At 60.7% G+C, this 13,954-nt stretch carries 12 protein-coding genes; 7 read left to right on the top strand and 5 right to left on the bottom strand.

What is annotated here, in order from left to right:
• Nucleotides 1-35: 35 nt before the first annotated feature.
• From L2I41_RS18685 to L2I41_RS18660, 6 genes are all read left to right on the top strand, one after another.
• A complete protein-coding gene (locus L2I41_RS18685; RefSeq protein ID WP_237155097.1) occupies nucleotides 36-1,034 on the top strand; it encodes an aldo/keto reductase in 999 nt (332 codons plus the stop codon).
• Nucleotides 1,035-1,427: 393 nt separating this feature from the next.
• The gene (locus L2I41_RS18680) at nucleotides 1,428-2,954 is read left to right on the top strand and encodes a sugar ABC transporter ATP-binding protein (protein WP_237155096.1); all 1,527 of its coding nucleotides are present in this window, start codon (nucleotides 1,428-1,430) and stop codon (nucleotides 2,952-2,954) included.
• A gap of 35 nt (nucleotides 2,955-2,989) precedes the next feature.
• Nucleotides 2,990-3,958, top strand: a complete 969-nt coding sequence (locus L2I41_RS18675; RefSeq protein WP_237155137.1) for an ABC transporter permease — start codon at nucleotides 2,990-2,992, stop codon at nucleotides 3,956-3,958.
• A gap of 74 nt (nucleotides 3,959-4,032) precedes the next feature.
• Nucleotides 4,033-4,980: an ABC transporter substrate-binding protein gene (locus L2I41_RS18670; protein ID WP_237155095.1), complete on the top strand. Its 948-nt coding sequence runs from the start codon at nucleotides 4,033-4,035 to the stop codon at nucleotides 4,978-4,980.
• Nucleotides 4,981-5,188: 208 nt separating this feature from the next.
• On the top strand, nucleotides 5,189-6,763 hold the full coding sequence (gene guaA / locus L2I41_RS18665; protein WP_237155094.1) for a glutamine-hydrolyzing GMP synthase: 1,575 nt from the start codon (nucleotides 5,189-5,191) through the stop codon (nucleotides 6,761-6,763).
• A 316-nt stretch (nucleotides 6,764-7,079) separates the two neighbouring features.
• Entirely contained in the window at nucleotides 7,080-8,327 is a 1,248-nt protein-coding gene (locus L2I41_RS18660; RefSeq protein WP_237155093.1) for a tyrosine-type recombinase/integrase, read from the top strand.
• A 169-nt stretch (nucleotides 8,328-8,496) separates the two neighbouring features.
• Here the strand turns inward: L2I41_RS18660 and L2I41_RS18655 are convergent, their stop codons facing one another.
• The 5 genes from L2I41_RS18655 to L2I41_RS18635 all read right to left on the bottom strand — a co-directional run bounded on the left by L2I41_RS18655 (nucleotide 8,497) and on the right by L2I41_RS18635 (nucleotide 12,939).
• Nucleotides 8,497-9,180 carry a hypothetical protein gene (locus L2I41_RS18655; RefSeq protein WP_237155092.1) on the bottom strand — a complete coding sequence of 228 codons (684 nt, stop codon included), beginning with the start codon at nucleotides 9,178-9,180 and terminating at the stop codon, nucleotides 8,497-8,499.
• 224 nt (nucleotides 9,181-9,404) lie between these two features.
• The gene (locus L2I41_RS18650) at nucleotides 9,405-10,244 is read right to left on the bottom strand and encodes a hypothetical protein (RefSeq protein WP_237155091.1); all 840 of its coding nucleotides are present in this window, start codon (nucleotides 10,242-10,244) and stop codon (nucleotides 9,405-9,407) included.
• Nucleotides 10,241-11,014: a hypothetical protein gene (locus L2I41_RS18645; RefSeq protein WP_237155090.1), complete on the bottom strand. Its 774-nt coding sequence runs from the start codon at nucleotides 11,012-11,014 to the stop codon at nucleotides 10,241-10,243. Before L2I41_RS18645 ends, L2I41_RS18650 begins: the two co-directional genes overlap by 4 nt.
• 110 nt (nucleotides 11,015-11,124) lie before the next feature.
• Nucleotides 11,125-11,973 carry a hypothetical protein gene (locus L2I41_RS18640; RefSeq protein WP_237155089.1) on the bottom strand — a complete coding sequence of 283 codons (849 nt, stop codon included), beginning with the start codon at nucleotides 11,971-11,973 and terminating at the stop codon, nucleotides 11,125-11,127.
• A 591-nt stretch (nucleotides 11,974-12,564) separates the two neighbouring features.
• Complete coding sequence (locus L2I41_RS18635) at nucleotides 12,565-12,939, bottom strand: helix-turn-helix transcriptional regulator (RefSeq protein WP_444875210.1); 375 nt, start codon at nucleotides 12,937-12,939, stop codon at nucleotides 12,565-12,567.
• Nucleotides 12,940-13,301: 362 nt separating this feature from the next.
• Between L2I41_RS18635 and L2I41_RS18630 the strand changes: the two genes are divergently transcribed.
• The gene (locus L2I41_RS18630; protein WP_237155088.1) at nucleotides 13,302-13,655 is read left to right on the top strand and encodes a DUF2958 domain-containing protein; all 354 of its coding nucleotides are present in this window, start codon (nucleotides 13,302-13,304) and stop codon (nucleotides 13,653-13,655) included.
• The last annotated feature ends 299 nt before the right edge of the window (nucleotides 13,656-13,954 follow it).

Here is a 13,954-nt window from a genome sequence, read left to right as displayed (position 1 = left end):
GATGCCGGAGCGTGTGACCTGGGAGGGACGGGACTGTGATCAAGCGCAAGATCGGCAAGACGGATCTGGCGGTCAGCGAGTACAGCTTCGGCTGTGCATCCATCGGCGGCCTCTATGAGGCCTGCTCGTATGAAGATGCCATGTCGGTGATGGACTCCGCCTGGGACCACGGCATCCGCTTTTTCGATACGGCTCCCTTCTACGGCTTTGGGCTGGCGGAACGACGGCTGGGCGACTTCCTGCGTCAACAGGAGCCCGATGCCTGGGTCATCTCCACCAAGGTCGGTCGCATCCTGAACCCCGTTCCGCATGACAAGGTGCCGGATCACTCCTTCGTCGATCCCCTGCCCTTTGGCGTCACCCACGACTATTCCTACGATGGCATCATGCGTTCGGTGGAGGCGAGCTACAATCGCCTCGGCCTCAACCGCATCGACATCGTCTATGTGCATGACATCGGCACCTTTACCCATGGCGTGGAAGGCAATGCCGTCCACTTCAAGGCGCTGATGGACAGTGGCCTCAAGGCGCTGGAACAGTTGAAGTCGGAGGGCACCATCAGTGCCTACGGTCTCGGCGTCAACGAAGTGCAAGTCTGCGTGGACGTCATGAAGCGTGCACCGATTGACTGCATCCTGCTGGCAGGGCGCTACTCGCTGCTCGACCGCTCGGCAGAGGCGGAACTGCTGCCTCTCTGCGAGGAGCAACAGACTTCGCTGGTGATCGGCGGCGTGTTCAACTCCGGCATCCTGGCAACTGGCGCCGTACCCGGCGCGCACTTCAATTACGAGCCGGCAAGTCCGGAAGTGATGTGGAAGGTGTCCGGCATGGAAGCGGTCGCTCGCAGTGTCGGATTGACCCTCGCTCACCCGGCAATTCAGTTCCCGCTGCACCACCCAGCAGTCGCTTCAGTACTGATCGGCACGGCAAAAGTGTCCAGCCTCACAAGAAACCTAGATCTCGCAAAAATTCCCATTTCTTCTCATATTTTCTCATTATTCGACCCATACGTGATTAAACGTGATAAGTACTGATCCGTTTTGAAAATTTTACTCTTGCGTTTGTGTAAATTGAGCGGTTACCTAGGATCTGTCGAACTACTCGCCTACCCAAGTTTCGCGTGGCAGTACAAAATCGTAGAGGTGTTAGCACTGGCTCGTATTGACTCTCCCAGGAAATAATTCATCTTGAATTCAATAATGGGAGAGGCCGCGGAAACCGCGGTTTTGGAGGAAAGCGGAGACTTCTCCGCCGAGGAGACATCGGCAAGTTCAGGCAGGCGCTGACGCGCTTGCGGAGGCAATTGGCCTGAACTGTTTTCGCCGCTGGCACTGACGTTCTTGTGGGACTTGAAAGCGCCGGCACGCCAATCTGGCTGTCGAGTTGAGAAGACAAGCATATGAGCAGCGGCTTGGGAGGGCTGCGGCATGAACCAAATCGTTGAAATGATCGGAATCGATAAGCGTTTTCCGGGCATCCACGCCTTGAAGAACGTGAGTTTCGATCTGCGCGCTGGCGAAGTGCACGCCCTCATGGGGGAAAATGGCGCCGGCAAGTCGACCTTGATGAAGGTTCTGTCGGGCATCTATCACCCCGATGGCGGCGAGGTCAAAATCTTCGGCAAATCGGTGAAGCTCGACGGACCGCGTTCCGCTCAGGCTCTGGGTATCGGCATCATCCATCAGGAACTGATGCTGATGAACCACCTGACCGCTGCCCAGAACATCTTCATCGGTCGCGAGCCTCGGCTCAAGTTAGGTCGCATTGACGAAAAGCAGCTCAACAAGCAGGCTGCCGAGATCTTTGCATCGATGAACCTTTCGCTCGATCCGAAGACGGTCGTCGGTACGCTGACGATCGCCAAGCAGCAGATGGTGGAGATCGCCAAGGCGCTATCCTTCCATTCACGCATCCTCATCATGGATGAGCCGACCGCCGCCTTGAACGACACCGAGATCGCCGAACTCTTCACGATCATCCGGCAGCTGAAGGCGGACGGCGTCGGCATCATCTACATCAGTCACAAGATGGATGAGCTGAAGCGCATTGCCGACCGCGTCACCGTGATGCGCGACGGTGAGTATGTGGACACCGTGCCGGCCGCCGAAACGCCTGTCAGCCGCATCATCGCCATGATGGTCGGCCGCGAAGTGAACGAAAAGCCGCTCGACGTTCCCGACACTTCGGCCAATGAAGTGGCTCTGGAGGTCACCGGCCTCAAGCGCGGTCGCGAAATCCGCGACGTGAGCTTCTCGGTCCGCAAGGGCGAGATCCTCGGCTTTGCCGGCTTGATGGGGGCAGGACGCACGGAAGTGGCACGCGCCATCTTCGGGGCGGATCCGATCGAAGCGGGCGAGATCCGCGTCTTCGGCAAGGTTCGCAACATCCGATCCCCAAAGGACGCGGTGGAGGCGGGCATCGGCTATCTGTCGGAAGACCGCAAGCAATACGGCCTGGCGACAGGCATGACTGTCCGCGCAAACGTGGCCATGGCAACGCTCAAGAAGTTCACCAGCAAGTTCGGTGTGCTGAACGAGCCGGCCATGGAGACGGTTGCCAAGGATTACATCAGCCAGCTCGGCATTCGCACGCCCTCGGACGTACAGACCGTGCGCCTGCTGTCGGGTGGCAATCAGCAGAAGGTGGTCATCGCCAAATGGCTGCTGCGCAACTGCGATGTGCTGATCTTCGACGAGCCGACCCGCGGCATCGACGTGGGTGCCAAGTCTGAAATCTACAAGCTTCTCGAGGATCTGACCGCACTCGGTCACGCGGTCATCCTCATCTCGTCCGAACTTCCCGAGGTCATGCGGCTGAGCCATCGCATCGCCGTCATGTGCGAAGGACGCCTCACCGGCATTCTGCCTGGCGGCGCCAGCACAACTCAGGAAGAAATCATGAAACTCGCTACGCAGCGTGAATCTGCAATGCATGTATCGGGAGCACACTCGTGAACGCCGCGACCCAAGCTTCGTCCCAACCGAGCCTCATGAGCCGTCTTGCGGCGTCCGGGGCTCACCAGCGACTGCTCGCCTTCGCCAGCTTGATCGTCCTGTTGGTGGTCTTCTCGGTGGCTTCGCCGAACTTCATGCAGATGTCGAACATGATCGCCATTCTGCAGGCGACTTCGGTGAACGGCGTGCTCGCCGTCGCGGCCACGATCGTGATCATCACCGGCGGCATCGACCTGTCGGTGGGTACCATGATGACCTTCACGGCTGTGATCGCCGGCGTGATCCTGACCTATGGCGGCATGCCGCTGCCGCTCGGCGTGCTCGGTGCCATCGCCACCGGTGCGCTTTGCGGCTTCTGCTCGGGATCGTTCATTGCCCGCATGAAGATCCCGCCCTTCATCGCCACACTCGGCATGATGCTGATCCTCAAGGGTCTGTCGCTGGTCATCTCCGGTACCAAGCCCATCTATTTCAACGGCACCCCCGGGTTTGACCAGATCTCGCGCGGTTCGCTGATCGGTAATATCCTGCCCTTCCTGCCGATCCCGAATGGTGTGTTGATCCTGTTCATCGTCGCCGGTGCCGCTTCCTATGTTCTTGGTCGTACGGTGCTCGGTCGCTATACCTTCGCGCTCGGCTCCAACGAAGAAGCCGTGCGTCTGTCCGGTGTGAACACGGGAAGCTGGAAGGTCGCGATCTATACGGTGTCGGGCGCCATTTGCGGCATCGCCGGCATCCTCATCGCATCTCGTCTGAACTCCGCCCAGCCGGCTCTCGGCCAGGGCTACGAACTCGAGGCTATCGCTGCTGTGGTTATCGGCGGCACGTCGCTTTCGGGAGGCCGGGGTACCATCATCGGCACCCTGATTGGCGCTCTCATCATGGCGGTTCTGACCAACGGATTGCGCGTCCTTTCGGTTGCGCAGGAATGGCAGACCGTCGTGACCGGCGCCATCATCATCATGGCCGTGTATGCGGACATGGTTCGCAAGAAGGAAGTCTGATCCCGGGAGGACCGGACGTCCAAGAGGAATGGGAAGAGTTACAAGTTCTCGTACAACATGAATGGAGGAATAGAATGTTGTCACGTCGTACGCTGCTGGGTGCTGTTGCCGCCACGGCCATGGTTGCCCTTGCTCCGCTCGCTCATGCTGAAGATCAGCTCTATATTCCGCTGATCTCCAAGGGCTTCCAGCACCAGTTCTGGCAGGCCGTCAAGGCCGGCGCCGAGCAGGCTGCCAAGGACTTCAACGTCAAGATCACGTTCGAAGGCCCTGACAACGAGACCATGGTCGACAAGCAGATCGACATGCTCGCTGCCGCTCTCGCCAACAAGCCGGCCGCCATCGGCTTCGCCGCTCTGGACAGCCAGGCCGCCATCCCGCTGCTGCAGCAGGCCGCCGACGCCAAGATCCCCGTGATCGCCTTCGACTCCGGCGTCGACAGCGACATCCCGCTCGCCACCGCGACGACCGACAACGTCGCCGCTGCCGGCCTCGCCGCCGACAAGATGGCCGAGCTGATCGGTGATGCCGGCAAGGTCGCCGTGGTTGCCCACGACCAGACCTCGCGCACCGGTGTTGACCGTCGCGACGGCTTCCTGAACCGCATCAAGGAAAAGCACCCGAACATCGAAGTCGTGACCGTTCAGTACGGCGACGGCGACCAGCTGAAGTCGACGGAAGTCGCCAAGGCGATCCTGACCGCCAATCCGGACATCAAGGGCATCTTCGCGACCAACGAAGGCTCGATCATCGGCACGATCAACGCCGTGACCGAACTCGGCGTCAAGGGCGTGACGATCATCGGCTACGACTCCGGCAAGGTGCAGAAGGAAGCCATCCGCAATGGTGTCGAAGCTGGCGCCATCACGCAGAACCCGGTTGGCATCGGCTACGAGACCGTCAAGGCCGCCGTTGGCGCGCTGAAGGGCGAGAAGCTGCCGAAGATCATCGACACCGGCTTCTACTGGTACGACAAGACCAACATCGACGATCCGAAGATCGCCGCCGTTCTCTACGATTGATCGTAGAACGACTATTGTCGAGGAGATGGCCGGGGCAACCCGGCCATTTTCTTTTGGTTGCCATGCTGTACAGAGCTCCGACACAGGAAAAACGTTGGTTTCGAAGCTGTCTTGGCCAACAAATGCGCCCTGCCCCCTTGTCCTCGGGCCTTACCTGCCTTAACGGAACCGCTTGATCCTTCTGGCCCACTCCGGAAAGAGAGTCCCCATGACAAAGCCCGCCCACGATAGCCTCCTGATCATCGATTTCGGCAGTCAGGTCACGCAGCTCATTGCCCGTCGCGTCCGCGAGACAGGTGTCTACTGCGAGATCCACCCCTACCAGTCGGCGGCGGTGGCCTTCGAGAAGCTGCAGCCCAAGGGCATCATCTTCTCCGGCGGTCCGGACTCGGTCACGCGCGAGGGCAGCCCCCGTGCCCCGCAGGCGGCATTTGACAGCGGCGTGCCCATCCTCGCCATCTGCTACGGCCAGCAGACGCTGTCGGTGCAGCTTGGCGGAACGGTGGAAGGTGGCCATGCCGCCGAGTTCGGTCGCGCCGACGTAGAGATCCTGAAGGCCTCGCCACTGTTCGAGGGCATCTGGGAAGTCGGCCAGCGCTATCCGGTGTGGATGAGCCATGGCGATCGCGTCACGCAGGCGCCCGAAGGCTTCGAGGTGATTGGCGTTTCCGAAAATGCGCCCTTCGCCATCTGCGTCAACGAACAGAAGCGCTATTACACCACCATGTTCCACCCGGAAGTGGTGCACACGCCCGACGGCGGCAAGCTGATTGCCAATTTCGTGCACAAGATCGTCGGCCTCAAGTCCGACTGGACCATGGCGGCCTACCGCCAGGAAATGATCGCCAAGATCCGCGAGCAGGTCGGCAAGGAGCGCGTTCTCTGCGCCCTGTCGGGCGGCGTCGACTCTTCGGTAGCAGCCGTGTTGATCCACGAGGCGATCGGCGACCAGCTCACCTGTGTCTATGTGGATCATGGCCTGATGCGCCAGGGCGAGAGCGAGCAGGTGGTCGGGATGTTCCGCGATCACTTCAACATTCCGCTGGTTCACGTTGATGCGTCTGATCTTTTCATCAGTCAGCTCGAGGGCGAAGCCGATCCGGAAAAGAAGCGCAAGACCATCGGTCGTCTGTTCATCGAGGTGTTCGAGGCCGAAGCCAAGAAGATTGCCGCCGATGGCAAGGGCGCGCCGACCTTCCTCGCCCAGGGTACGCTCTACCCGGACGTGATCGAGAGCGTCAGCTTCTCGGGTGGCCCGTCGGTCACCATCAAGAGCCATCACAATGTGGGCGGTCTGCCTGATCGCATGAACATGAAGCTGGTGGAGCCCCTGCGCGAACTCTTCAAGGACGAAGTGCGCGCGCTCGGTCGCGAACTCGGCCTGCCCGACAGCTTCATCGGTCGCCATCCCTTCCCCGGCCCCGGCCTTGCCATCCGTCTGCCGGGCTGCGTGACCCGCGAGAAGCTCGACATCCTGCGCAAGGCCGACGCCATCTATCTCGACGAGATCCGCAAGGCGGGCCTCTATGATCAGATCTGGCAGGCCTTCTCGGTGCTGCTCCCCGTCCAGACCGTTGGTGTGATGGGCGACGGCCGCACCTATGACCGCGTGCTGGCCCTGCGTGCCGTCACGTCGGTGGACGGCATGACCGCCGACTTCTTCCCCTTCGACATGAACTTCCTCGGCCGCGCGGCCACGCGCATCATCAACGAGGTAAAGGGCGTCAACCGCGTGGTCTACGACGTGACGTCGAAGCCGCCGGGAACCATCGAGTGGGAATGAAATGATGTGGTTCGCGGCGTTTCGCGAACTATCGCCACATCGTCATAACTAGCTGAAATCAAACAAAAAGTCAATCGATCACTATCAGAGCCTATCGCCTTGAAGCGATGGGCTCTGACGGTGCGCACGACGGTATGCGTTTTTCGCCGTCGGCCGGATTTCTGCCCTACCGTCAGGCCGAAAACGGAAGCAGCCCACGGAAATGCAAGTTAAAATGCTGTTTTATAACGATTATTCGCGTTGATTGACGGTATCGGATTTGACGGTAAAATTGAGGCTCGAAAAGGCGTTTTCGATCGTCAACGAGGCCGTCCAAATGCTTACAGACATGGCCATCAAGAGGCTGAAACCAAAGGATAAATTATACAAGGTAGCCGACCGTGACGGTATGTACGTTTCCGTCGCCACGACAGGCCAAATCACCTTCCGATACGACTACCGTCTGAACGGTCGCCGGGAGACGCTGACGATCGGCCGCTATGGCGCCGATGGCCTCACGCTCGCCGAGGCTCGCGAGCGCTGCATCACTGCCCGCAAGCTGGTGGCGGAGGGACTTTCTCCGGCCCACGAGAAACAGCGCGACAAGCGACGCAAGGCCATGGAGCGCAGCTTCGGTGCGGTGAGCGCCTTATGGATCAAGGAAGCGCGCATGGCGGAAAGCACCCGCTCGATGCGCAAGGCCATCCTCGATCGCGACATTCTCCCAGCCTGGAAGAACCGCCTTCTGACCGAGGTGACGCCGGATGATCTGCGCCAACTCTGCGCCAAGGTGAAGGAGCGCGGCGCCCCCGCGACCGCCATCCACGCCCGCGACATCGTCAAACAGATCTTCGCCTTCGCCATCCTGCATGGGGAGAAGGTGCCGAACCCGGCTGACGAGGTCGGGCCGGCCTCGATCGCCACCTTCCAACCGAAGGACCGGGCGCTGTCGCCGGCCGAGCTCAAGATCATGCTGCAGCAGATCGAGCACGTGCCGACCCTGCCGACGATCCGTCTTGGCTTGCGTCTGATCCTGCTCACCATGGTGCGCAAGAGTGAACTGCAGGACGCCATCTGGGACGAAGTCGATTTCGAGAACGCCGTCTGGACCATTCCGAAGGAGCGCATGAAGCGGTCGAAGGCGCACAACGTCTACCTGTCGCAACAATCGCTCGACATCCTGATTGCGCTCAAGACCTGCGCCGGCAACTCGCGCTACCTGCTGCCGTCCCGCTACGACGCCGACGCCCCCATGTCGCGCGCCACCTTCAATCGTGTGACCACAGCCGTCGCAGGGCGAGCGAAGAAGGAGGGACTGCCGCTGGAGCCGTTCACGGTCCACGATCTGCGCCGGACGGGCTCAACGCTCTTGAACGAGATGGGCTTCAACAGCGACTGGATCGAGAAATGCCTCGCCCACGAGGACGGGCGCTCGTCACGCGGCGTCTACAACAAGGCCGAATACGAACTGCAGCGCCGGCATATGCTCCAGGAATGGGCCGACATGGTCGATGCCTGGGTGAACGGAGTGAAGCGAGTGCCGACGCTGTTGCCACCGTCGATGGTGTTTATGGGAGGCAATTGAGAATCGGGCAAAGCTCGAAGCGCCGGACTTTTTTGGCATTTCCTCAGCTAGACTGGTACGTCCGGGAAGAGGCCAGTTTGCGGATTGGCAGCTTTTGGATCGCCGATGGATAAAGCGGACATAAGCGTTTTGGTTTTTCAGGGCGACGGTAGGTGGGGCGATAGGCCCATTAGGGAATGCCGAGTTGTGAAGTGATCATACCCAGGGTCAGGCCATAGTTCCCGGTCCAGTGAAACATGAAACCGCTCAGTTCCTGGTGGCCACGAGCCTCACCTATCCGCGCGACGGCTAGCAGGCACCAGAGAAGGGCCTCCCGGCACAGCGTCTCGTCCTCGAACATCGCCTGGCGGTTCTCGACTAGACCCATAATGTTGACCGGTACCTGTCCGGCGATGGTCAGCGCTGACGGGGTCCAGCGGGGATGCATGATCTCGTGTCGCAATTGGGAGAGCTCGAAGATCCTCTTGACAAGCGCTTCCTGATCGACGAGCGGGCCGTCCGGCGTCATCGCGACTAGGTCGGATATCTTCCGCGAGAGCGAACCGTGGGTCTTCGCGATTCGTGCGATCATCTCCTCGCTCCCTAGCTCCTGCGCGCGTAGTTGGAAGAATGTATTAGTGAACGCCTCTAGTCCCGTGAGGCCCATCAGGAACGACTGCAGACCGGCACACCGCCTGGCGTTACACTCCTGGAGCGACGCCATCCGCGCGAGATGCTCGGATGCGAGCCGGAAGTAGATTGTAACGATCGAGTATAGCTGCTCCAGATGCACCGATTGGTCGTGCGGCTGGTCGTCCTTTAGGATTCGGACGATGTTGCCACCATCATCGGATTCGAAAACGTAATGCGGCACGGTTGTCGCCTCTCCGGAACACTACGACTCTCGAATACCCTGTCAGGGCCGGCGGATCACGCGCTATGACGCTACGGAATGCATTCTGTCCAAGCGGAAGCGCATCCCGGCTCAAGCACTGCTGCGGCGCGTTGGGCCACGAAAGCGGCGATCACATGGGGTTAACGGATGCAGATCTGTTTAGTCCAGCTGTGGATGGGGAGCGGGCCGCCCACAGGCGATCTTTACCGTTTTTCCGCAGCGCGTAGCGCCAAAAGGACATCTGGGTCATTGGCGAGCGTCTGCGCAACGGCAAGGCCATCGCGAATATCGGTCGGGCCACCGCTCGGATGTCGCCCATCCTGCATGCCACGGACCTCGGCGAACACCGCGTGCAAGTTCAGCTTGGGGTGTGCCCAGTCAATGTCAGGGCCGAGATCAATCCATTGCGGACGGTCGTCGCCGAATATCGCCATGTCCACGTAGAATGCGGGACCAGGAAGCTTGCCCTTCGTCCCGGTTTGCTCGGCGACATAGGCTTTTGTGAAGGCGAAGTTCGCTTGCAGTTGAGGGACGATATCAAAGCGCGGCCGCATCGATGCCGCCTCGCGTACCGCTTGCTCGGCGCCGATATCGCCCCTCTGCAACCGATCGACGATTGATTTGAAGTGGTCGCGAGACGCGTCCAGGCCGGCACGCCGTCCCAGCATGCGAAACCCGCAGGCCAAGACCATCCGCGGTCCTGGATGGCCACTCTTCATGTCCTCGTTCCGGACCGCCTCGAACATCTTCCACGCCCGCACGAGAAAATCGTGAGTAGGTGAGCGCGCTCGCAGGGAGAGATCACGATAGGCGACCGCCCCATCATTCATCACCAATGTAGGAAAGTATCTCGCGCTGTGCTCGGCGACGATACGATGAAAAGTCCTGATGCGAGCGAGGGCATCGCGCGCTTCGGCGTGCAGTGGATTGAACCCGGAGGCGGAAATCATCTCGCCATAGCCGAGCAGGTCAACCCAACAGGAAACAGCAACCTGGAAGGGAAACCTGGTGCTCTTGCTGACCATGGGGGATGGATTCTTCATGTGCCTTTTCCTCCCCGAGTGCTCCGCCTTCTGTGGTTCGAAAGGTAGTCGATCCACGACTTCTGGATCTTGTCCGCCGCGACCGCGGATACCACCTCCTGATTGCGCGCATGCCGGAGAGCGTCGAAATGGCGGAGGAGCGCCTGCTCCATGCGAAAAGCATCCATGGCAGTATCCCACAGTTCGTGAAGGATCGTGCGATATCGAACGCCACCGAGCTCGGGCATGGCTACCTGGTTGAAATCGCGCTCCCGCTGCCTCCAGTCAAACGCCCAGCCAATCTTGAACGAAGGGGGTGAAGCGCCTTCGATCATCATGGCGTAGGTGAAGGCTGGTGCCCTCCGCATATGCATGATGCCGGTGCGCGTGGTCGTTGGTGGCGGTGCGCCTCGCCTGCGAGCTGCCTCTAGTCCAGCGATCCGCGCCTCGGTCCGAGCGGGCCGGAGCAGCGCGACTGGCTCTCTGGGCAAGAGCAGGATAGCCTCGGCCTCATCTGCGAGCAGCGGTACGATTCCCTGGGCGGAATCCATGCTGAAGCGCCGTGACGAGATCGCAGACAAGGAGGTCCGTGGCTCGAGGAACCGCCAGGCACGCAGGAGCTCCAGCCCGAATGGCCAGCGGTAGTTGCCAGCATCATCGAAATCGCGTGGACCACGGGCGAGGTCGTAATCGAGCGAACTGACGATCGTCGTGGTCGGCTCCATGAGACCGAGGATCATGCCCCGCTCGTCGTCATGGGTTTCATCACCCATCGTGCCGACGATCACCACGAGGTCGTCTGGCCGGAGGAGGCCTCGGGCCCGGTCCCGCCACCCGCGCTGGCTGAATTGAAGTGGCCCGGATGGCGATCCAAATCCCCACGTCTTCGTCATATAGACGGTCATGCGGTGCACCTAGTCAGCCGCTCATGTTCCGCCATGAGAAATGTTAGGTAGCTCCGGATGAGATTGCAGTAGAGACGCGCCTCTTCAATTCCGAGGGCGAGGCCTTCCTTGAGGTCGACGCCATGGCGCACGCCGCCGCCGGTGGGGGAGGACAGGTATCCATGCAATGTCATCATCCATTGCAGGATTTGTTCCTGATGCCCGCGACCGCGCAAGCGCAACTCACCGATGATTTTGTTGAAGTAGCGTCCCTGAATGGTGCCGTCCAACACCTCAGGACTGCGAAATGCAGTGGAGATGGTTTCTAGGAGCCACAAGACTTCCTGGACGGCCTGTCGGCCGCTCCCCTCGGCCAGGGCACGTTCTGAGACCTGCAGCGCCTGCTCGATGATCGAACGAGCCTGCACATCCAGTGATGGGGGCGGGGTCGGAACCGAGATGGGGATATGCACACGGGTGGCAATCAGCATGGGCGGATCGAGCTGATAGCCAGCGTTTGTGTCGGTTAGGATGCGATTGATCCGGCCCGCGTCGGGTAACACCATTTCGGGATGACGGAGCCGGAGTTCCTCACAGCCGAGCCAGAACGCTTCGATGAATAAAGGCGCGTTCATCGCTGCTTCGGACATGGCGGTAGCGAGATCCTCGGCCGCGAACCGCTCGTTGCTACTCGGCCAGTATTGGATGTTGGCCGCAGCAGCGAACCGTGATTTGAAATGCTCGAGCACGGATTTCCGCGATGCTTGGCCGGCAATCCGATTGACGAGGGCAAGAAAAGCATCCTCGACGCCGGGTTCTATCGGACCTGGACTGTCATATCGCCAACGACCGTCGAACTGGAGCATGGGAGGTTACCGCTAAGACGCCGACCGGCGACGTGTCACGCCGCGCGTGGATATTTCCGGATGGACGCCGGCATCGCCGAGGGTATGCAGTCGGAGCGTCGGCCGCGAGAGATATTTCACGGGCAATTTAGGCGGTTCTCGCCCTCCCTTGACGTAGTATAGCATTATCGACAGATAGGTTCGGTCATTCTTGTTTGCACCGGCCGAATCTATACCGCCCCGGGAATTAGTTGTCGCTCACGCGACTTGCGCTCGGAGTGTATTGTAGAAGCGCCCCGTTAGGAACCCCTCAGCCAAGGTCGAAACCATCAGTGCCGAAAAGCCCAACTGAACAAGGCCTGGACCAAACCGTTCCGGGAAGTGGAGTCGCTAAGCCGACAAAGGCGGATAGAATCCACAATTCGGCTGTCCAGTCGAACGGCAGCTTTCGGGATAGCCGGCGATGTGTTCAAACGACCAATATGGGGCGCAAAGCCAAACGTCCGCTATCAAAGTGCCGACCAAGGCCCATTCTGGCGCCAGCTGAACGTCGATCTGGCTGACCACTCCTTTCGAATGACCGGCAGGAAAATGTAGTTCCGTTCATCCAAGCTAAATTTGGGGCTTGACCGGTCGGGTGCGGCGTTGACGAACATCCGGCGCCGGTGCTTTGCGCAACGAGTCTGTCTCCGATGCGTGGCGCCGTTCGTCGAGCCAGATCTCGACCTCGGCCAAATCCCACACTACGCAGCGTGGCGTCAGAAAGAAGCGCTTTGGGAACTCGCCGCGCTGTTCCATCTCGTAGATCGTCGTGTCGGCGAGCGGCACAATCTTGCGAAGCTCCGGGCGGCGGATCACACGCTTGAACAGATCGGCGGGCGGATGAAACCGCCTGGGGCTGCTCTCGACGAGCTCGACGGCGGATGGCTGCGCAGTGTCGGAGGCCAAGGTCCGGTCTTCTTGAGAAATCGTATGTTCGCGTTTCATGTCGATCGCCCTCGATCGCCGTGGAATGACTACGGCCAAGGTGACGCGTACTGCCTGCGTATTGAAGATCCCAGATGTGGGCATGCGGAAATCGGCGGCCATCGCGAAAGAAACGGAAGGTGAGCGCGGGCGAATCCACGACTCTCGCTACCGGAGGTCCGGGTTTGTCGTTTCTTCGAGTGTCCGCTGCCTGTGGCCTTCGATCTTCCCCTCTCGACAAGCTTCGGTAACGCTGGCCGCCGCCGCGACGCGGTCAAGCCCGGCCCGCACCAGACCGTGTAGGGTCTGACCGCGCCGCTCGATTGCGCCGGCCGAACGCCTCCTCGCCCTCGATCGGAGGGTGACATCGAAGGGAGGCCAACATGGCCGCAGCGCTCATCACCGACGAACTCTATGCCCGTCTTCTCGCCAATGGCGCCCGTAGCGCCGCCGGCGAGGACATCGATCCGCGTCCCGTCGTCAAGTTCTTCACACCGGACGCCGGCGCCACCTGGCTTCTCACCGAAGCCGATCCCGAAGACCCCGACCGTCTGTTCGGCCTCTGCGATCTCGGCCTTGGCGAACCCGAGCTCGGCTATGTCAGCCTTGCCGAAATCCGCACGGTTCGCGGACGGCTTCGGCTTCCGGTCGAGCGTGACCTCCACTTCAGGGCTAAGCATCCCCTGAGCTGGTACACTCAGCGCGCCCGCCAATCCGGCAGGATCGTCACCGACTGACGATCGCAACCGCGCCCCGCCGTCGGGCGGGGCGCTTCGTCGTGTTCATGAGGAAAGACGGCGATCAGGATGCTCGGCTTTCAGGTTCTACGGCTTTGTACATCCTGATCCGGTCATCCTTCCCGGCGCTCGCTTTCGCTCGTGCCGGGCGGGTTGCTTGGGGGCGCTGCCCCCTGGCGCGGTGCAAGGGATCGCTGACGCTCGGCCGGGACGGTTTCCCCGGCCTTCCGCGCGGATGCGTGTTTCAGATCCTCGCCCATAGGTTCGATCCGCTTGTGCAGGCCGGGTGATCCCCCTCC

This window comes from Oryzibacter oryziterrae (assembly GCF_021864535.1).
Classification (GTDB): domain Bacteria; phylum Pseudomonadota; class Alphaproteobacteria; order Rhizobiales; family Pleomorphomonadaceae; genus Pleomorphomonas; species Pleomorphomonas oryziterrae.
Note: the sequence above shows the minus strand (reverse complement) of the source record. Positions and strands in the feature narration are given on the sequence as shown.